Here is a 20,608-nt window from a genome sequence, read left to right on the forward strand (position 1 = left end):
TAAAGAATCACACCAAGGAACAAATGGTTTACCTTAATACCATAGTGCTAACTTTCGCATTAAATAGTCATCAGAAATATAACTGAATAGCAGGCTACGCCATTTCAGCATGCAGCCTGCTCATTCTTATTTTTAAATCCGCCGTTATACCCGATACACCTCAATGATGGTAGTTTTCTGCGTATCGGGTATAACGGCGAAATTTGTTTTACGTCAAATAAAGTAAGTCAATACTGCCCTATTACTTCTCTCAAATGAACATCCCTTATCTTCTAGTACAGGGACAGGGATTAATGGACACTGGGGACGTTCCTTTTTTGGCAACTTTATTGTGACAAAAAAGGAACGTCCCCAGTGTCTTTATTGCATAGTACGTAATCATATGACCGCATTTTTAGCTAACGACTAATATATCTGCATCATTAAGCCAATCAGTAGGACTAGAACTGATATATATTGGGATTCTGTTGATTAAATGGACTAGAATCAACAATTCTATTTCTTATGGCTCTTATCCATGAACCCTATGCATAGCATGTATTTTACGTATTTTATTTTGTGAAGTACAATATTTGTGAAAGTATTTGTTTTATACTTCTATTTTTGCGAGAAAAATTTAATATTGGGCTGGTGATTTTTCTGTGGAGATCATTCATTTAGTGTATTTTACTGAAGTAGCACGTCAAGGGAGTTTTACCAAAGCTTCTGAGGTCTTATATGTTTCACAATCTACGATCAGTAAGCTGATTAAAAACTTAGAAAATGAATTGGGAGTATCTTTATTCCATCGTGGTCCCAAAAAGATAGTTCTTACAGATGCAGGTATATTGCTTTTTGATAAGGCAATTATTATCCTAGATACTTTAAACATTATTAATACAGAGTTATATAATTTAGCTGGTACCCCACAAGGCAATTTAAAGATAGGAATTCCTCCCATGGTTCAAACGTTATTTTCGAAAACCATAGCTGAATTCAACTCTTTATATCCTCAAATTACCATCGATTTAGCAGAGGATGGTTCCAGAAAAGTTGAACAGCAAATACATGAAGGCACTCTTGATGTAGGCATCGTTGTCTTGCCCACAAGGGCTACTGTAGATCTAGAAACTGTTACTTTCTTGAAAGATCCGTTAATGCTTATCGTTCATGCAAATCATCCTTTAGCTACTAAATCTATCGTTGATATGAGAGAGTTAAGTGATGAGTCCTTTGTATTGTATCGAGATGACTTTGCTTTGCGTGATCACATTTTGGAAAAGTGTAAAGAAATGGGCTTTATACCTAAGGTTGTATGTGAAACTGCTCAGTGGGATTTCATTGTTGATATTGTTGCTTCGAAATTGGCGATTGCATTTCTTCCTCAAACATTGTGCACCAAGTTAGATATGGAATTAATTCACTATTTACCCTTAAAAAATGAAATCAAGCCTTGGCATTTAGCAATTGCATGGAAGAAAAATACGTATTTATCCTATGCTACAAGAGCGTGGTTAGAATATAATTTTAAATCATTTGGTCTAAATAGGTCCGATCATAAAAAAGAAGGGAAGGATAATGATGGAGAAAAATAGTCAACTAGTTACTAATACTACTCAGCAGTTATCACAAAACGATGAAGTAGAAAGTAATAGTGGTAACGTAGCCCTAGCGATGGGAGCCTTCAGTATTGTACTCTTAATTATAATAAGCTTAGTATTATCAATATTTCACTCTTTATTTATTCGTTTACAATAAAAAAATTTATTGTAAACGAAGTAAGAGGCTTTATAACCTTAATCCTTTTTTCTATAATCAGACATTAATCTTCTAATTGCATTTTTAAGACTATATCTTAGGCGCTAACTGAGAATTCAGATCTGTACAGGGAAACACAAGACCAGCTAACTAAAGTCAAGCCCCACGTCAAAAAATATTCCCTTTTAAAAAGTACATGCGTCAACGGAGTCGGTTTTGACTTTTCTTACGAGGGAATTTTTGATAGAATGAGAAATGAGGGGATTGATGAGGAAGACTTCGAACCCCTGTTTTAAGAAAAAGTGGACGATACGTGCTGAGTAGTGACCCGTGGATTCTAGGGAGATGACCGGTTTACTACGAAACGTTTCTCCACTTTTTTTATTTGCTCCAGAGCACAGAGAAGGCCTTGCTTGGTGTTTAGGGTTTTGAAGGGCTTCAAAAAGAATCCTCCCTGGGACAGGGACATTCATATCCTTCCATCCCATTATACACAAAAGCGGATTGTTCGGAGGTTTTCTAATCCCTTATGGATAACCCTTCTGTACTATATCTTACAGGGACAGGGAACTATGTTTCAAGTTTTCCAAACCCGTGTTGGCGATAGTCCCGCTATTCGAGCTATTTGGCGTATATTAGCACCATTTTGACTCTTTTGTGTTGAAACATTATCCCTGTCTCATGTTTCCCCTAGCTAAGTTCAGCGGATTTGAGTGCTTATGCACTCATCCGCTTTCGTGGCGCACACCTGTCCCCTGTTTTTATCATTTGCAGTAAGTGAGTACCTGACCGAATATCCTCAATATATTGTCACACTAATAGTAGAATTACATATTATATTACATAAGTATACTCTTATATAAAGAAGTTCACTGTCGCTGCTAATCCAGTACAGATTATTGATAAGTATATGTTTTTTTTTTGCCGAAGGACTTGAAAGTCCAGTCCTTTAGCCCTATTGAAGCTTAATTAAGTTTGTGAAAGCGAGGAGGAATCAAGTTGGATACAATAGGTCTTCAACTTAGACGGCTGTTGCCCGGTACAATCAATCCAAATGAGATTGTTCTATTTGAAACAGTTCTTAGCAGCTTTGGACCCGTAAGTTATAACCCGGCAACAGGAGTCATCATCCTAAACAAAATCGGACGATATCTTGTCAATTGGTCGGTAGCAACTCAAACATCTCCAGGTTCAAGTGGTATAACTTTTTCAATCGTAACAACACAAGCTGATGAAGTGCTAGTAAGTTCACCTCTAATAACGGATGAGGTCGTTGGATCTGCACTTATACAAGTTGATGTTGCACCAATCGGACTAGGTTTAGTGAATCGAACACCTAATAGTGTAACATTTTCTCCTTTAGTCCCAATTATAGCAACTTTAGTGATCGCTGAGGTGCCAGAAGATATTGGCGATACTGGCGTTACTGGCCCTACTGGAGCTACTGGCGATGTTGGAACTACTGGTGCTACTGGAGCAACTGGTGACGTTGGAGCTACTGGTGCAACTGGAGCAACTGGTGACGTTGGAGCTACTGGTGCTACTGGCGCTACTGGTGATGTTGGAGCTACTGGTGTAACTGGTGCTACTGGTGATGCTGGAGCTACGGGTACTACTGGAGCTACTGGAGCTACTGGAACAACTGGCGCTACTGGCGATGCTGGAGCTACAGGTGCTACTGGAGCTACGGGTGCAACTGGTGACGTTGGAGCTACTGGAGCTACTGGAGCTACTGGAGCAACTGGCGCTACTGGTGACGTTGGAGCTACTGGCGCTACTGGTGATGTTGGAGCTACGGGTGCAACTGGTGCTACTGGCGATGTTGGAGCTACGGGTACTACTGGAGCTACTGGAGCAACTGGCGCTACTGGTGATGTTGGAGCTACGGGTGCAACTGGTGCTACTGGCGATGTTGGAGCTACGGGTACTACTGGAGCTACGGGCGATGCTGGAGCAACTGGAGCTACTGGAGCTACTGGAGCTACTGGCGCTACTGGTGATGTTGGAGCTACTGGTACTACTGGCGCTACTGGTGATGTTGGAGCTACTGGTACTACTGGAGCTACTGGTAATGTTGGAGCTACTGGAGCTACTGGAGCAACTGGTGACGTTGGAGCTACTGGTGCTACCGGCGCTACTGGTGATGTTGGAGCTACTGGTGTAACTGGTGCTACTGGTGATGCTGGAGCTACTGGTGCTACTGGCGCTACTGGTGATGTTGGAGCTACTGGTGCTACTGGTGCTACTGGCGATGTTGGAGCTACGGGTGTAACTGGAGCTACGGGTGCAACTGGTGCTACTGGCGATGTTGGAGCTACTGGTACTACTGGAGCTACTGGCGATGTTGGAACTACTGGTGCTACTGGAGCAACTGGTGACGTTGGAACTACTGGTGCTACTGGCGCTACTGGTGATGTTGGAGCTACGGGTGCAACTGGAGCAACTGGTGACGTTGGAGCTACTGGCGCTACTGGTGATGTTGGCGCTACTGGTGTAACTGGAACTACTGGAGCTACTGGCGCAACTGGTGACGTTGGAACTACTGGAGCTACTGGCGCAACTGGTGACGTTGGAGCTACGGGTGCAACTGGAGCAACTGGTGACGTTGGAGCTACTGGTGCTACTGGCGCTACTGGTGATGTTGGAGCTACGGGTGCAACTGGAGCAACTGGTGACGTTGGAGCTACTGGTGCTACTGGCGCTACTGGTGATGTTGGAGCTACTGGTGCTACTGGAGCTACTGGCGATGTTGGAGCAACTGGAGCTACTGGAGCAACTGGCGCCACTGGCGCTACTGGTGATGTTGGAGCTACTGGTGCTACTGGGCCAGCTGGCGGAGCTACTGGTGTTACCGGCCCTACTGGTGCTACCGGTCCTACGGGTGATACTGGCGCTACTGGTGCTACTGGCGCTACTGGCGCTACTGGCCCTACTGGCGCTGCTGGGCCAGATGGCGGAGCTACTGGTGTTACCGGCCCTACTGGTGCTACTGGTGCTACTGGTGCTACCGGTCCTACGGGTGCTACTGGTGATACTGGTGCTACTGGTGATACTGGCGCTACTGGAGTTACTGGAGCTACTGGAGCTACTGGCGCTACTGGCGCTACTGGTACGTTTGAACCTAACCCATTTGATGTATATGTTCAAGCAGGAGCAGTTGGTGGAGATGGTACACAGGCTAGTCCATTTGGAACGATACAACAAGGTGTTACGGCTGTATCCCCAACTGGGACTGTTCATATACTAGGTGGAACGTATCCAATTACCGCGCAAATAACAATTAATAAAGCAGGAGTAACAATAAAGGGATATCCTAATACACTAATCATATTACAAGCTGCTGTTATCCTTTTTCTAGTTACTGGAAGCGGCGTCACAATAGACGGATTAACGATTACTAGTGATAATCCATATGCGGTTGAGTTCATCCAACTTGCTGGAACGGATCATAAACTTGTTAACAATGTTATTTTTGGACCACCTCAAGCAGGACCATCAACAGGTTGGGTAGTCAATCGCGGATTTTTAACGCAAGGCAATGTGGTAGATTTAATAGTTCAAGATAATATTTTTTATTTTCTCAGGCAGCCTGCTTATTTAAATCCAAATTCAACAGGTCATATCGTCGATAATGTAGTTTATAATACCCGTGGATTCGTTGTAGATCAGGCAGTTTTTGTATTTTCAGGTAACTCATGGGGTATTCCTGAAAATGCGGTTGATATTGCATTGCTAGTTGGTACAATAACGGGTCCTCCTTACGACCCTTTAACTGCTTTATCTAATAATAATAGTGTCGCTACTATTAGTGATCAAAGATAGTCAGAGATACACGCACTTAGCATAATACGATACTTCTCTGAATACCCTTCTGTCACACATTAATCGTAACTTCGAATAAGAAAAAAAGCCAAGGCCTCAACCCCTCATTCTGGAAGGGTCGAGGCCTTGGTTCGCTGTTAAAGATGATACGGTTCTCCGTATCCAGTTAAACGGTGCAGAAAATGTAGTATATAATAGTTGGCGTCCCCATCATCCACCTATATTTGGCTACAGGGTAAGCCACAAGGCTTCCTAATATCCAGTACCAACAATTTCACCAATTATAGATATTCTTGACACAGGATCTTTCCTGGGTTTGATTCCTTGCTCTAACAATTCCTTATCTAATCTTGCATAGGTAATGTCTCTATACTCTTCAAATGAAATTTCGTGAACTATTTCAGTGATTTTTCCAACCAGCGAAAGATGATATATAGCATCTTCTTTTTGCTTCTTGACCATCACATATTCTTTCCCATCCAAATCTATAATCAATGTAAGTGTAATATCAGCGTTCTCTATTTCCGCACCCATAATCGTGTCTTTCGTTGTTCTATAGGTTCTATACATTTACTGTATCCCCATTTTGCCAGAAATTGAGTGATGTCCCTCGTAAATGAAACGAATATCTCCCATTCGTTGTGGCGAGGAGGAGTCCCCGCCACACGCTGGTGCAGTGCTTTTGCCCCAGCTTTTTACTTTTCTCTTACCTTGGATTGCTACCAATTTATATCCCCCCATCTTCATCCTGTAGGAGGTTTCTTCTATCCGCAGTTCAGGATAGAAGAAACCAGCATACAGTTTGTTTCAGGGGAAATTAAAAAAACGCATATGCGAGGTCTTTTCAACCTACACATGCGCTTTGCTTCGTCTTGACTGCGCGCAGACGCTAAGCCTCTGCCAAAACTCACAATATTACTATTCCGAACAATGCATCCCTTGTTTTCAAGGAAAGATCACGGTATAATAAATTGTCGTCGTAGACAGCTAGCTGTTACGTGTAGGTGCTCAACCACCTGCTCGTGCCTGGGAGTGTTCCACCACTCTCAGGACACGGCGACTTTTTTAATTTCCACCTATTCCTAATTATATTACTTTTTTTAGGGATTGCAAGCAAAAGTAAAGTGAAAAAATGAAATTTTTGCCTAGTCATACCCCTATTCATTTATAACTTCCCCTCTCACCAGCATAACTGGCAATGTCATCAATCTAAGAAAAAAAGAAAGAAAATTCATAAAAGCACTTGACAAGATATCAAAAAAAATGGAGCCTCGAATTGATCACTATTTTTAATGCGAGGTGCTTTTTATGAACTCATGCCAAGTTATATCGTCAATTTTACAGGCCACCAATCAACGAATTACTTCAATTTTTTTTTGGGGGAAGAACACCGTATCAGAGCCTATCGTTTTTTTCCCAAAAAGGAAAACATCTGTAGTGTTACTCCCATCTAGCTCTAAATAATCTTGCCGTATACTACGAAAACGATCGATTCCATTCTCTTTAAGAAATTCTTCGATTTTAGTTTCTTGAAAATAATTAAAATATAGAGGCTGTGAAGAAAAACTGGTCGTCTCAAAACCAGGCTGCTTCCCTTCCATAAAGCTTAAATAAAGATAACCACCACTCCGCAACCATTTTACCGCATTAGCTAATACCCCATTTGCCTCGTCATCATCCAAGTGAACAATACTAAAGGAAAGTACTACCGCATCAAAATATTCTGACGAAAAACTTGCTTTGCGAGAATCTTGAAGATGAAAAATTCCATCTGGAACATTGACTCTAGCTATTTCCAACATTTCAGAAGAGAGATCGATTCCAGTAATCTTTAACCTTTTTACTGCACATAATTGTTTAGCCACGTTTCCAGGTCCACATCCAATATCCAATACTTTAAATCATCTTCTAATAAACCCGCAAATTCGATAACATGCATAGCATAAGGACTATAATTCATAAATTTATCAGTGTAACCAGAAAAGTTTTTGTTATATGCATCAATTGTCAACTTTGTTTTATCTTGCAATTTACAAAACACCCCTTCACTCCTCATCAGTTTCCCAGAAAACGTAAGACTATCTATAAAGCTCCTACAAAGCTAAGATTATTTAACATCAACTACTTACCATAAAATACAAAATTCCTGCAAGAAATTCTTGTTCAAATTTCTTGCAGGAGTTTTCGCCATTATAAGTGATACGGTTCTCCCCGATTAATCTTAAATGCCCTATATATCTGCTCGACTAATAGCAACCGTATCATTTGGTGAGTAAATGTCATCTTGGAAAAAGATAATCTTTCGTTTGCAACTTTCAGCAGCTCGGGGGAAAGACCGAAGGCGCCTCCGATGATGAAGGTAATATCACTTTTTCCAGAAACGCCTAAATCACTTATTTTTTCTGCAAGTTCTTCTGAGGAAGCTTGCTTGCCAATAACGTCAAGGATGATAAGATAGCTGCTATCTTTAACATATTTTAGGATACGTTCCCCTTCTTTGAGCAGTACTTTTGCTTTCTCAGCATCAGAAGGATGCTCAGGCATACGTTCTTCGTCAACTTCAATGATCGACAAGCGGCAATAAGGCGTGAGGCGCTTGACGAATTCCGCAATGCCCATGGTTAGATATTTTTCTTTAATTTTACCAACAGCAATAATTGTAATTTTCATTTACTGCTGAGTCGGCATTTCTTCTAAAAGTACGTTTACAGTCTGCTGATTGCCTTTACGAAGAATCGTAACACTAACAGTATTGCCAACTGCCTGCTCGTCAACCGCTCCTCTTAGATCAGCTACACTATTCACTTCAGTGTCTCCTATCTTCAAGATAACATCACCTTCTCTAAGACCAGCCTTATCTGCTGGTCCTCCTTTTGCGATTTGCAGCAAATAGACTCCTTTATCAATGGTAAGCTCATATCCATAACTCGCAGCTGTATTGCGATCAAGTATGCCTACGCCTAGGTAAGCTCTTACTACACGTCCTTTTTCAATAAGAGATTGTAAAATAGGTCTGGCAGTATTAATCGGAATCGAAAAACCAATACCTTCTACACCTGCAACTGCTATTTTTGCACTGTTAATCCCAATGACTACACCATCAGCATTTACCAATGCTCCACCCGAATTTCCCGGATTAATAGCAGCATCCGTTTGAATCAGTTTAAATTTTCGTTCTCCAATCTCAATAGAGCGATTCAGCGCACTAATAACCCCAGCAGTCACACTCCCCTTAAACTCCAAACCAAGGGGATTACCAATGGCAAGCGCCGGTTCACCAACCAATAAACTGTCTGAGTCCCCAAGAACAGCTGTGGGTAAACCAGCAGCATCTACTTTTACGACGGCCAGGTCAGTAGCAGGATCAGCCCCTAATACTCGCCCGGCGAGCACCCGTCCATCTGCTAGGGATACTGTAATTTCCTGAGCATTTTCTACAACGTGATTATTCGTGGCAATATATCCATTCCCATCAAAAATAACTCCTGAACCTACACCTTGCTCTACAAGTTCTTTACGATTAAAAGAGTTTCGAGCATAAGCTTTATTCGTAATCCCCACAACTGCCGGACCGACAGTCTGTGCAGCTCTGACTAAAGGCGTATTGCGTGCTTCAGACACTTGGGCTTGCGCCGCAGGTTCCTGCAGTAAATTTTGCATCGGCGTCATATTTTGCGGTGTAGATTTCGATAAAAACCTGCCGCCATAACCTAATACTAAACCACCGCCAATTAGTGCTCCGACAACAGCAATTAAAAATATCTGTCCAATTTTTCGATTCATCATCCTGCCCCCTTAGAAGTTACTACTCACTGTACGATCAGGATAGGTAATATGCAATTCAATTTCTGAGCCAATTTTTAAGCCCTGCTCTTCTAATATAGCACTTACGGTGCTTTTTGCCAATTCAGGATTATTATTTTCCTTACTCATGTGAGCTAAGAATACTTGCATATTCGGCTTCCTTTTTAACCGTGCTAACGTCCACGCAGCATCTACATTGGATAAATGCCCGCGATTGCTTTTGATGCGGCGCTTTAAATGCCAGGGATATGCCCCATTTTCCAGCATGTCTAAATCATGATTACATTCTAAAACTAATACATCACTTAATGCAATCGCTTCTTTCACTGCATCGGTAACAAAACCAATATCAGTAACCACACTACATTTACTGCTTCCATGATAAAAACGAAAGCCGACTGGGTCTGCTGCATCATGAGAAATACTAAATGGTTCCACCCGGACTTGTCCAATAGTAACGTTCTCCGATAAATTCTGACAGCAAAGATCAGGTATAACATCACGGCAGTACATCGCCCGCCAAGTATAAGGGCTGGCATATACAGGTAAATTGTACTTTTTAGTCATAGTTGGCAAGCCGCTAATATGATCTCTATGCTCATGTGTAATAAATACTCCATCCAACTCTTCGATATCTGTACCTAATGCAGCTAAGCTTTGTTTAATACGCCTTGTGCTGATCCCTGCATCCACTAATATTTTAGTATGTGTAAAATCTAAAAAAATGGCATTGCCTGTACTGCCACTCGCTAAAACATGAACTTTCATATATTCTCCTTTAGTTACACTTGATGTATATTCGAGTATTTTTACGACACTACTTGTAAAATTACATTAAAAACTATATAGTATTATATCAGAAAAGTTCTTATGATTTAACCTTTAATTCTATATAAAGAGGGATTCTATATAATGGAAGATCAACGTAAAGCTAAAAAACAGCTGATTGAGGAATTGATTTCATTACGCCAGCAGCTTGCAAAATGGAACGCTGCACCAACTCCCTCTTGCCCTCATCATAGTATGGATGAGCCACAGCATAGTTCTGCCCTTCTCCCAAAACCACATGCTTATTTATGGGAAGGGGAGTTTAAATCCTTAGTAGAAAATTCTCCGGATGCGATTATTCGTTTTGATAAAGATTTGCGATTTTTATATGCAAACAAAGTGGCTCTTAAAGTAATGAGAATACCATTAGCATCCTGCCTAGGAAAAACTGTCTCTGAATTAAAATTTCCCAGAAAATATTATAAATTGTGGAAATCACAGGTTGAGACCATATTTCAAACTAAACAGCAGGCAAAATTTGAAGCGGAATTTACTAGTAGTAAAGAACATCACTTTTACTATCATGCTCGACTTGTTCCCGAATTTTCTATAGATGGTTCTGTTGTTTCAGTTTTGTGCACCTTACGCAATATTGATGAACTAAAAAAAACGGAATTAGAATTACGAGCCAGTGAGTTTCGTAATCACAAACTATTATCATCTCTGCCCGATTTTTTATTTTATCTCACCAATGAAGGAGTTTATTTAGATTATCACGTAACCAATCCCGATTTATTATATAAGCCTCACAACAGCCGCATCGGCAAACATTTAACAGAAGTGCTCCCGAGTAAACAAGCCCAGCAATTTATGTCTGAAATAAAATGCGCCATCAAAACCGGGAAAATCAAAAGTATTGAGTACCAGCTGCCCATTAATGATACGATCTGTTCAATGGAAGCGCGTATCATGACTTATGATAAAAGCAGTGTCCTGGTTATTGTCAGAGATATTACAGAACTCAAGCATCTGCGGCAAGAACTTACCCGTCTTGATCAGCTAAATCTAGTGGGAGAAATGGCAGCTACAATTGGTCATGAAGTACGAAACCCAATGACAAGCGTCCGAGGATTTTTACAGTTTCTTAGTTATAAGGAAGAATGTCATAACTTTAAAAATTATTTTCAACTTATGATAGAAGAATTAGATCGTGCAAATTCTATTATTAGTGATTTTTTATCTTTGGCAAAGAATAAACAAGTCAAATTAGAAATGCAGAATTTGAATACGATTATAAAGACCATTGCTCCTTTACTGCAGTCCAATGCGATCATATCCAATAAATCCCTTCATCTGGATTTAAACCTCATACCGGATTTACCCCTTGACTCTAAGGAAATCCGTCAGCTTCTCTTAAATCTAGTGTATAATGCGTTAGATGCTATGCCGCCCCATCGAAATATTACTATAAAATCCTTCATGGAAAAAGGTCAAGTCATACTAGCCGTCCAGGATGAGGGCACCGGCATCCCGCCAGAATTGATCGAAAAGTTAGGAACCCCCTTTTTTACCACTAAAGAAAAAGGAACGGGCTTAGGATTAGCCGTCTGCTATCGAATTGTTGCCAGACACAAAGCAACCATTGAAATTGATACTTGCTCTCAGGGCACTACCTTTTTTATAAAATTTAATCAGTAACTACATATTGCGGTGGTAATGCATTCATTACCGCCACTCTTATATTTTCAGGCAAGGCGCATAACAATGTATCAATAATCTCCCGCAAGCGCTTTGTTGACTTAGATTCGAAACGTAAAGTAAATAAGGGCTCTGTAACAGAGGCGCGAATCATCCCCCAACCATCTTGAAATTCAATTCGCACACCATCAATACGGTTCGGTTTATACACTGCTAATTTTTCGGCTACAGCATCTAAAACTGCTTCTTTATCAGTTCCCTTATACGTAATCCGGATATCAGGGGTAAGAATATAATTAGGAATTTCATCCACAAGCTTCGCTAGGGAACCATGAGCAGCAACAAATTCACATACCTTTAACCCCGCAAACATGCCATCATCATAGCCCAGTTCACGAAAGAAGAAGTGCCCGCTGATTTCCCCGGCAAATAATGCCTTCTCTTGTATAAAAGCAGCTTTACTAAAGGTATGTCCGGCTCTTGCCATGACAGGCCTGCCACCAGCTTTACGAATTTCCTCAGGTGCGACCATGGAACATTTGGCATCATAAATAATCGTTCCTGGCTGTTTCTCAAGATAATATTGAGCGATCAGGACAATGATATCATCATTATCAACGGCACGTCCGTTTTCATCAACAAAAGCAACTCGATCTCCATCACCATCAAAGGCTACACCTAGGTTTGCACGACTTTCCCGAACCTTTTCTCCAAGTCCCTGCAAATTTTCAGCCAAGGCTGGGTTAGGCGAACGATTGGGAAAATTTCCATCGGGCTGACAATATAATTCAATTACATCATAACCTAACTGCTTGAATAATTGCGGTGCAATCTGAGAGGTAGCTCCATTACCAGCATCAACCACCACTCGCAATTTACTTTTTTGAGCTAAGAGTGCAGTAGATGCGATATACTCATCCACAATGGGCAATGCGATCATTGTGCCTTCACCGACGACACTCACACCCTCTTCCACCATTTGTTTTATTTCTAAGATATCCTCTTCTGTTACAGGCTGATCACCAAATACCAGCTTAAAGCCATTGTAAGGAGCAGGATTATGAGAAGCAGTAACCATAACCCCTCCCATTGCCTGCATCACTTTTTGCGCATAATAAAAAACAGGAGTGGCTACCGTCCCAATATCAATGACTTCACAGCCTGATCCCACCAGCGCTTTAATTAAAATATCTTTTAAAATTGGCGTGGATAAGCGAACATCACCGCCTACTACTACTTTTTTGCCAGCTAATTTAACGCCTACTGCCAAGCCGATTTTGTATGCGATCTCCTCTGTCAATTCAATACCTGCAATTCCCCGAATATCACATGCATGGAAAATTTTCATAAAATCAAGTATTCTCCCTTCAGAACATTATTATGGCTATTGTAGCATTTAAGGACAAGTAAGTACAATCTACAGTCACTTTTTTCTCTTCTTTAACATAAGATAATCTAAAGAAGATTTGACTAAAACAGTAGGGGGAATCAGATTGGCTAGTCCTGAAAAGATGATTAAAATGTTACTAGAGGAAATTCATCAAATTACATTACCATTGGCTACCATCGTGAAGAATCAGGAAATCCTCATTATTCAAAATAAGCAGGTCATCGAATTATTAGAGCAAATTCGCATTTCTAGAAGCGAAGACGACGACGAAGACGACGACGACGAATAAACAATCGCCTTACAACTATAGAAATAGAAAAATAGCAAGCGATATCTTAATTCTAATCGCTTGCTATTTTTCTGTTTTTTTATTCATATGAACTTCAGCCCACTGCTTCCACGAATTTTCAAAGACAGCATAATCAATGCCTGCATTTTTACTGATAGCCTTATCTAAGCTATCGCCAGCTTTTAAACTCTTAATAACATCTTGCAGCGTATCCTCTCCATACACCTCGGCAATATAACGTACAGCAGCCAGTGATTGACGATATGCCAAAGATTGATTGGACAGTTCATCAAAGCTGTCCTCCAGCTCTCTCATGGTGTACATCCTATTATCCAATACATTATCAGCAGTAATCCATTCATAATGATTTGCACGATACTCCACATACTGAGCCAGACCTTCTGTAAACCAGCGAGGATAATTCCCATTGGTTATATGATCAAACACCAAATGAGTGTACTCATGCACCATCGGACCTGAATGAATAAATTCTTCCACGGATTCTCCATCATTTAGCCATACATGAGGTGATAGCAGTTGAATGGTTCCACCCCAGTACACTCCCATGGCACTTTCATTACCAGACCAGCCAAAAGCCTGACGCAGCTGGTTCTTATTCGAATGAATAAGAATTAATGTTTTACCAGAAGGCGCATACTGCAGCGTTTCAATTACTGGCTGATATGCAGCCTCAGCAGCCTGTCCTATCATACTTACTGTGTCAGCATCAACTGGAGCGTATTTAATCCTAAAATGCGCAGTTTCATAAGTTGCCATATCCCTTGCTTCATAATTAACCTTTATCTGTACCGCTTGACGCACCAGAGGATAAAGCCACATACGAGGTTTGGTAGGCATAGCAAAAACCAGCATTAGAATAAAGAGCAGTCCAGCAACCATTATAAAGGTATTCACTTCGCCTATTAGTACTTTACGCATAAGGCACCCTCCTCTCCTTCTAAGAGTTACAGGTGCTCATTATAGCATAGGCACAAAATAGTTTCTATCGGTATTTTATGTAAACTAGCTTACAATTTCAATCCCTTTACTGGTTCCGATCCGCGTGGCTCCAGCAGCAATCATAGCTGCGGCCTCTTCAAAACTACGAATCCCACCTGATGCTTTAATACCAATTCGATCTCCGATAATGGACTTAAATAACCTGATATCTGCAATAGTGGCACCGCCTCCTGCAAATCCTGTAGATGTTTTAATAAACTGAGCGCCGCTTTCCAAAACAATACGGCAAACCCGTTCCTTTTCTTCCTCTGCTAGCAGCCCGGTTTCTACAATGACCTTAACAATACGTCCTTGCCCTTCTGCTATGACCTGTTGAATATCATACAGTACAGCCTCCCAGAGACCTAATTTGGCGGCACCAATATTAATCACCATATCTAATTCATCAGCACCATGCAAAACAGCTTGTTTAGCTTCAAAAGCCTTGACGATAGACAAATTTGATCCCAAGGGAAAACCAATAACTGTAGCCACCTTCACACCCGTACCCGCTAATAAACTGACCGCCAGATCTACATAACATGGATTAATACATACAGCAGCAAATTTATATTCTGCCGCTTCTTTACATAAGCAACGAATATCATGAGGCGTTGCATCTGGTTTTAAAAGCGTATGATCAATATAGGTATTCAATTTCAATTCTCCTTTATATGTGAATATGATTCTCTCATAATTTATACATATTTCGCATTACATCATCAAATACCTTTAAGCTGAAAATCATTTCAATATAATATAAAAAAAGACTCAGCTTTCGCCAAGTCTTTACTATTTTTGCAAATTAGGATTTAATTGCTATTTTTTCGTTGACAAGCAGGGCAGATTCCATGAAAATAAAACTGTTGTCCCATAATCTGATATTTAGTACCTCGAGAGACTTCACTGACGAATGCATCAATATTAATATCAGGAACATCTTCGACTTGGCCGCATTCCGTGCATCTCACATGAGGATGATTCGTCATAACAGCATCATAACGAAAACTATCTTCACCTGCATTTAATACTTGCACTAAACCGATTTCTTTAAGAATTTCCATCGTTTTATATACAGTAGCTAAGCTCATCGTTGGGTACATCGCCTGCAGTTCATTAAAAATCATCTCTGCATTAGGGTGAGACCGTGTAGAAGATAACATATTATAGATAGCCAACCGTTGAGGGGTAACCTTAAATCCTTTATCTCTCAGCAAAGACGTGATACAGACTTCCATATATTCACCACCAATTCCAATTTATTTTTTATAGAAAACGATTATCGAGTAGTTCTATCTCTATTTTAATATATATTAAAAACTGTTGTCAAGGAAAATCTCTATCGTAAATGGAAGAGCCTCTGGGATACTTCCCAGAGGCTCTTCCATTTACAAAAAAGGCCGCTTACTTTAACTGCTAAATTTGCTTTGGGCTTTGTTGATCTGCTGAGCAGTTGCATTTTCCACATTGTAAAAGCCTTTTTGCTGCATCACATCAAAAATTTGTTTTTGCTGACTATATACATCCCCAAGAACATTCATGTAATCCTTGCGAAGCTGTTCATTGGCAGCTTCCAGAATGTATGAATTAATTGATTCTGCAAGATGTTTGCTTTCATTTAACGCCAATTGCAGTATGTCCTGATCGGCAAACTGGCTGCCTTGTCCATTCAGTCCTTGCTGTTGTTGGTTCTGTTGACCTGCTTGTGCCACAATATCACCCCTATTCTTTATTGTAATGTTTGACTCACATTCAAATGCTTACTTAGATTTTGAAAATGCTGTTGATTTTTTTGTGCCATTTGTTGAAAAAGCTGCTTTGTTTCCTTGCATTGAATGGTGCTGGCAAAGTGGTTTAGGCATTGCACTGAATTCTGCTCCATTCCTAGGAAATCTTCCAATTGCATTACTTCTTTGGATGATAACATGACCATCCCTCCTTTCTCCTATGTAAAATAAGTTGGCTATCGGCGAAATGTATAATTACACCTCACCCTCGCTGACTATAGCATGCACCATAAAAATACCAACTATACCAAAAAAATAGTCTGACAGAAAAAGATGCCGGCAGCTCTTTCTATCAGACCATAGCAGTATTCTATTATTTTAATCCTAATATATCTTTGATCTCTCTAACTCGACTTTTGCTAATTGGTATTTCAACATCGCCTTCAACTTTTAACCAATAGGTTCCCTTAAACCAAGGCACTACCTCTTTTACCTTATCCATGTTTACAATATAACTCTTATGCACACGCACCAGATTGGTCTGGGCCAAACGTTCCTCTAATTCCGTTAAAGTACTTGTATAACTAAATTCACCATAAATTGTAACTACTGTAACAATACCTTTTTGGGTATACACATAAATCAGGTCATTATAGTGCACCATAATAATTTTACCATTTTTTTCTAGGGGAAGTTTTTGTACAACAATTTTGGATTTATTTAATGCCGCATCCACGCGGCCAACCGCAGCCCGCCATTCGTCACCATGATAATTTTTCAGACGCTGGATTGTCATATGTACACGTTCTCTTTCAAAAGGCTTTAAAAGATAATCTACTGCGCCAACTGTAAAAGCCTGGACAGCATATTCATCATAGGCAGTGGCAAATACCAGTAAGGTTTCCGGAACGATTGTACGAAGTATTGCCGCAGTTTCTAAACCATTCATGCCCCGCATTTGTACATCCATAAAAATAACATTCGCCTTTAATTGAGCTGCTAATCCAATCGCTGCCGCCCCACTATCCGCTTCTCCTACAATTTCCACTTCATTTTCCAAGGACAATAAATACTTTAGCTCATCACGCGCCGGACTCTCATCATCTACAATTAAAATACTAAGCACATTCTTCCCCCTCATCATACACACGCTTTGGAATACGCAAGGTTACTGTAGTTCCACTGCCTGGGGCACTCAAAAGGGACAATCCATATCCTACGCCATATTGTCCTCGTAAACGTTCATGAACATTGGATAGACCAATGCATTCTGGAGCAGGCGCCGCCAAAGGACACCGCCCTTTGACATCCATGCCTACACCATCATCACGAATCGTAATTACAATATCCTGACCATCTTCCTTGGCGCTAATTATAATGCAGCCACCATTTTCCTTGGGCTGCAGTCCATGCTTTATCGCATTTTCTACTAAGGGCTGTATGGTTAATGTAGGAATCAAATATTTTTCTACTTCTTCAGATATCATCTCTTGAATTACTAACTTCTCGCCATGTCTGGCTTGCTCAATGGTTAAATAAGCACGTACTTGGGATAGTTCCTCTTTGAGGGTGATATTACGCCCTGTTTTATGTAAGGTATGCCGAAACATAGCTCCCAACTTTAACAAAAGCTCCCTTGCTAAATCGGGTTTTGTACGTACTAAAGAAGTAATCGTGTTAAGAGTGTTGAATAAAAAATGAGGATTGATTTGTGCATAAAGCGCTTTTAGCTCTGCCCTAGAAACTAATTTAGCCTGACGATCAATTTCTGTTAATTCCAATTGGGTGGAAAATAAATGGGCGATACCGGAAGCAAAGACTCTGTCGCCATGCCCTACGGCATTTGCCCTTGTATAATATAACTTCAAAGTACCTATAACGCGATTTGCACGTTTTAAGGGCACGATGATAGCACTGGCCAATTTGCAATTTTTGCAGGAACAGCCAATCTCTAAAGCATTTTGTGCGATATACAGCTCTCCCTTAGAAAGCACTTGACTGGTAGCAAGGGTTAATCCTAAAGTATCCGCAGAATGATGTGTTGACTCCACGCCTACAAAAGCCAACACCTGCTCCGTATCCGTAATGGCAACTGCTTCATAGCTTCCTGCATTAAAAATAATTTGAGCTGTTGCCTGAGCAGAGCTGCGATCTAAGCCATGCCGCAGATAGGGTAAGGTCTTGGTTGCAATATCAAGAGCTTTATGAGACTGTTCAGCTCCAACCTGTTCTTGGGTATACATCGCCGTCTTAATAATCAGCATAAAAATAGCAACGCCTAAGGAATTGACCAAAATCATCGGCATTCCAATCGCATCTACCAAATTCTTAGCCATCTCATAGGGATGAGCCGTAAGCAAAATAATAATCATCTGCAAGACTTCCCCTACAACACCGGCAACAAAAGCGATCCACCAAGGAATGAGCTTCTCATGATAATAACGGCGGATTAAACCTGCCAGCAAGCCTTCAAAAATACTGGAAATTCCACAAGAAAATGCTGTAAAACCACCTAATAAATAGCGATGCCCGCCAGCAATAACTCCAGCGGCTGTCCCCATAATAGGACCGCCAATGAGACCCGCAGCCATTACACCAATAACTCTGGAATTCGCCAATGCATCGCCTACGGGAATACCAGCATAGGTTCCTAAAATGCCGATAAAACCAAAAATAATAGTGATCGCAGCTTTTTCACTAAAATTACCTTGTCGATAAATCATCCGCCGAAATACTGAAAATTGAGATAATAAAAAAGCCAGCGTAGCGGCCACACTCATTCGTTCAATCATTTCCCATAATAATAAGTCAGTCAAAACCCTCACCTCATATAGTGCCGATTTTTATATTTCTCCAACGTACATAAGGTATGCCCCTTTAAATACTCTTAATTAAAGAATAACATGTTTAAATATAGCAAGCAACTACAACATGGCTCGATTATCCGCCGCAGCATTACTGCTTTAGTCTATGCTTATTATCTAGATCTTCATGGTAACAGGGTCTAATTCCCCAGATTAATAGGACTATGGTACCTTATTCCTTCCTAAAAAATCCATTACAATAATATATACAATACTACAAAATATTACAGAAACGTTTTTATACTGGGAGTTGTTGTCATGATCATTGACTATGCTGAACCTGGAATGATATTAGGGCAGGACGTTATAGACGAGTATGGAAAGCTTTTACTTGAGCAAGGAATTACCCTAACTGAAAGTTATATTAAACGCTTAAAAAAATTTGGCATTCATACCATTCGCATCTTTGACCAAGAAGCAACGCTGCTAAAACAGCAGCAAGTAATTCCCTCTGAATTGCGTACCGAGCTGTCTCTTTGCTTTCAGGCTTTGTCTTCACTGCAAACCAGCTTTCTGGCAAATGAAAAGCTTACTTTTTTATATTTGGATCAAATTGGTAACCTTATTAATAACATTATCGATCAAGCATCACAGCAAGCAACCACAATGATTAATACACAAATTTATTATCCCAATCAGCAAGAACTCGTTCATTCCATCAATGTCTGTTTACTTTCATTAATAACAGGCTTTCAGTTGAATCTGTCTAAGGATGACCTTTATGAACTGGCTTTAGGAGCGTTATTACATGACATTGGAAAAGCCACCCTTCCCCGTATCAACGGGTTATTGTTTGATAGTGCCAAATTGCATACATTATATGGACGCAATTTATTATTGCGCAACAAATTATCACCGAAAATTGCACGAATTGTGGCCGAACACCACGAAGCGTTAGATGGTTCGGGACTGCCCTTGGGTCTCACTAACAATAAAATTCATTTGTTTTCAAAAATTGTAGCCATTGCTAATTATTTTGATAAAGCGATCACAAAAGCCGTTATTGAAAACACGTCTCAATTAGAGGTAATTGAAGGAATGTTAGCAAAAAGCAATACACTTTTTGATGTGCATCTTCTTACTATATTCATCCATACGATACCAATCTATCCTGTAGGCAGTCTAGTCCTATTAAACACGAAACAAGTGGCCCACGTGACGAAAAATCATCAAAGCCACCTGCTGCGCCCTGAAATTAAACTCAATACAAAACTAGGCAAAGTGGTTGTCAACCTACGGCAAGAACCCAATCTGGCTATCAGCAAAGTGATTGAATACTAAATAGCGCTACATGTCCTTTTTAAAAATACAACCTTTTGAATCGCGAAGACGCGAAGAATATGAAGAACACGAAGAGCTAAAATATTGATCACAGAACCATAGAGAAAGGATAAAAACATCCTCTCAGCGTACACTCTCTGAGTTCTCTCTCAAAAAAAATCTTCGTGTTCTTCGTATTTTTTCGCGTCTTCGCGGTTCATTACTTTTTTATATAACTTTATGGTATAAT

Annotated in this window: 21 protein-coding genes; 6 read left to right on the forward strand and 15 right to left on the reverse strand. The window is 40.4% G+C overall.

Annotated features, from left to right (window positions below; all coding sequences use genetic code 11):
• The first annotated feature begins 659 nt into the window (after positions 1-659).
• Complete coding sequence (locus tag FR7_RS21900) at positions 660-1,574, forward strand: LysR family transcriptional regulator (RefSeq protein WP_007933758.1); 915 nt, start codon at positions 660-662, stop codon at positions 1,572-1,574.
• The gene (locus tag FR7_RS21905) at positions 1,558-1,737 is read left to right on the forward strand and encodes a hypothetical protein (RefSeq protein ID WP_007933760.1); all 180 of its coding nucleotides are present in this window, start codon (positions 1,558-1,560) and stop codon (positions 1,735-1,737) included. Before FR7_RS21900 ends, FR7_RS21905 begins: the two co-directional genes overlap by 17 nt.
• A gap of 185 nt (positions 1,738-1,922) precedes the next feature.
• On the opposite strand, the gene FR7_RS24690 is transcribed toward FR7_RS21905, so the two are convergent.
• Entirely contained in the window at positions 1,923-2,225 is a 303-nt protein-coding gene (locus FR7_RS24690; RefSeq protein ID WP_081489999.1) for an IS110 family transposase, read from the reverse strand.
• Positions 2,226-2,736: 511 nt separating this feature from the next.
• On the opposite strand from FR7_RS24690, the gene FR7_RS21915 reads away from it, so the two are divergent.
• Complete coding sequence (locus FR7_RS21915) at positions 2,737-5,559, forward strand: hypothetical protein (RefSeq protein ID WP_139181569.1); 2,823 nt, start codon at positions 2,737-2,739, stop codon at positions 5,557-5,559.
• Between the two features lie 252 nt (positions 5,560-5,811).
• On the opposite strand, the gene FR7_RS21920 is transcribed toward FR7_RS21915, so the two are convergent.
• The 6 genes from FR7_RS21920 to FR7_RS21945 form a co-directional block, all read right to left on the reverse strand.
• Positions 5,812-6,129, reverse strand: coding sequence for a hypothetical protein (locus FR7_RS21920; protein WP_007933783.1), 318 nt, complete (start codon positions 6,127-6,129; stop codon positions 5,812-5,814).
• 782 nt (positions 6,130-6,911) lie between these two features.
• Positions 6,912-7,424 (reverse strand): class I SAM-dependent methyltransferase, encoded by a 513-nt coding sequence (locus FR7_RS21925; protein ID WP_007933787.1) that lies wholly within the window; start codon positions 7,422-7,424, stop codon positions 6,912-6,914.
• A complete protein-coding gene (locus tag FR7_RS21930) occupies positions 7,400-7,600 on the reverse strand; it encodes a hypothetical protein (protein WP_007933790.1) in 201 nt (66 codons plus the stop codon). The genes FR7_RS21925 and FR7_RS21930 overlap by 25 nt, the downstream gene beginning before the upstream one ends.
• A 149-nt stretch (positions 7,601-7,749) precedes the next feature.
• Complete coding sequence (gene rlmH, locus FR7_RS21935; RefSeq protein ID WP_007933791.1) at positions 7,750-8,229, reverse strand: 23S rRNA (pseudouridine(1915)-N(3))-methyltransferase RlmH; 480 nt, start codon at positions 8,227-8,229, stop codon at positions 7,750-7,752.
• On the reverse strand, positions 8,230-9,342 hold the full coding sequence (locus FR7_RS21940; protein WP_007933792.1) for a S1C family serine protease: 1,113 nt from the start codon (positions 9,340-9,342) through the stop codon (positions 8,230-8,232).
• Between the two features lie 12 nt (positions 9,343-9,354).
• Entirely contained in the window at positions 9,355-10,131 is a 777-nt protein-coding gene (locus tag FR7_RS21945; protein ID WP_007933793.1) for an MBL fold metallo-hydrolase, read from the reverse strand.
• A 144-nt stretch (positions 10,132-10,275) separates the two neighbouring features.
• On the opposite strand from FR7_RS21945, the gene FR7_RS21950 reads away from it, so the two are divergent.
• Positions 10,276-11,829, forward strand: a complete 1,554-nt coding sequence (locus FR7_RS21950) for a PAS domain-containing protein (RefSeq protein ID WP_007950877.1) — start codon at positions 10,276-10,278, stop codon at positions 11,827-11,829.
• Here the strand turns inward: FR7_RS21950 and FR7_RS21955 are convergent.
• Positions 11,819-13,177, reverse strand: a complete 1,359-nt coding sequence (locus FR7_RS21955) for a phosphomannomutase/phosphoglucomutase (protein WP_007933795.1) — start codon at positions 13,175-13,177, stop codon at positions 11,819-11,821. The two genes, FR7_RS21950 and FR7_RS21955, sit on opposite strands and share 11 nt — an antisense overlap.
• 145 nt (positions 13,178-13,322) lie before the next feature.
• Here FR7_RS21955 and FR7_RS21960 point away from each other — a divergent pair, with 145 nt between their 5' ends.
• Entirely contained in the window at positions 13,323-13,508 is a 186-nt protein-coding gene (locus tag FR7_RS21960) for a hypothetical protein (RefSeq protein WP_007933796.1), read from the forward strand.
• A 63-nt stretch (positions 13,509-13,571) separates the two neighbouring features.
• On the opposite strand, the gene FR7_RS21965 is transcribed toward FR7_RS21960, so the two are convergent.
• From FR7_RS21965 to FR7_RS21995, 7 genes are all read right to left on the reverse strand, one after another.
• Positions 13,572-14,447: a peptidase MA family metallohydrolase gene (locus FR7_RS21965; protein ID WP_007933797.1), complete on the reverse strand. Its 876-nt coding sequence runs from the start codon at positions 14,445-14,447 to the stop codon at positions 13,572-13,574.
• 84 nt (positions 14,448-14,531) lie between these two features.
• Positions 14,532-15,164, reverse strand: coding sequence for a deoxyribose-phosphate aldolase (deoC, locus tag FR7_RS21970; RefSeq protein WP_007933799.1), 633 nt, complete (start codon positions 15,162-15,164; stop codon positions 14,532-14,534).
• 155 nt (positions 15,165-15,319) lie between these two features.
• Entirely contained in the window at positions 15,320-15,745 is a 426-nt protein-coding gene (gene perR, locus FR7_RS21975) for a transcriptional regulator PerR (protein ID WP_007933801.1), read from the reverse strand.
• A 171-nt stretch (positions 15,746-15,916) separates the two neighbouring features.
• Positions 15,917-16,219, reverse strand: a complete 303-nt coding sequence (locus tag FR7_RS21980; RefSeq protein ID WP_007933806.1) for a spore coat protein — start codon at positions 16,217-16,219, stop codon at positions 15,917-15,919.
• Between the two features lie 17 nt (positions 16,220-16,236).
• On the reverse strand, positions 16,237-16,434 hold the full coding sequence (locus FR7_RS21985; RefSeq protein ID WP_007933808.1) for a ferritin family protein: 198 nt from the start codon (positions 16,432-16,434) through the stop codon (positions 16,237-16,239).
• Positions 16,435-16,607: 173 nt separating this feature from the next.
• Positions 16,608-17,360 (reverse strand): LytR/AlgR family response regulator transcription factor, encoded by a 753-nt coding sequence (locus FR7_RS21990; RefSeq protein ID WP_007933810.1) that lies wholly within the window; start codon positions 17,358-17,360, stop codon positions 16,608-16,610.
• Positions 17,353-19,059, reverse strand: a complete 1,707-nt coding sequence (locus FR7_RS21995) for a LytS/YhcK type 5TM receptor domain-containing protein (protein ID WP_237714842.1) — start codon at positions 19,057-19,059, stop codon at positions 17,353-17,355. The genes FR7_RS21990 and FR7_RS21995 overlap by 8 nt, the downstream gene beginning before the upstream one ends.
• Before the next feature lie 297 nt (positions 19,060-19,356).
• Here FR7_RS21995 and FR7_RS22000 point away from each other — a divergent pair, with 297 nt between their 5' ends.
• Positions 19,357-20,379 (forward strand): HD-GYP domain-containing protein, encoded by a 1,023-nt coding sequence (locus FR7_RS22000; RefSeq protein ID WP_007933818.1) that lies wholly within the window; start codon positions 19,357-19,359, stop codon positions 20,377-20,379.
• Positions 20,380-20,608: the final 229 nt, after the last annotated feature.

Origin of the sequence: Pelosinus fermentans DSM 17108, from assembly GCF_000271485.2 — a bacterium.
Taxonomy (GTDB): Bacteria; Bacillota; Negativicutes; order DSM-13327; family DSM-13327; genus Pelosinus; species Pelosinus fermentans.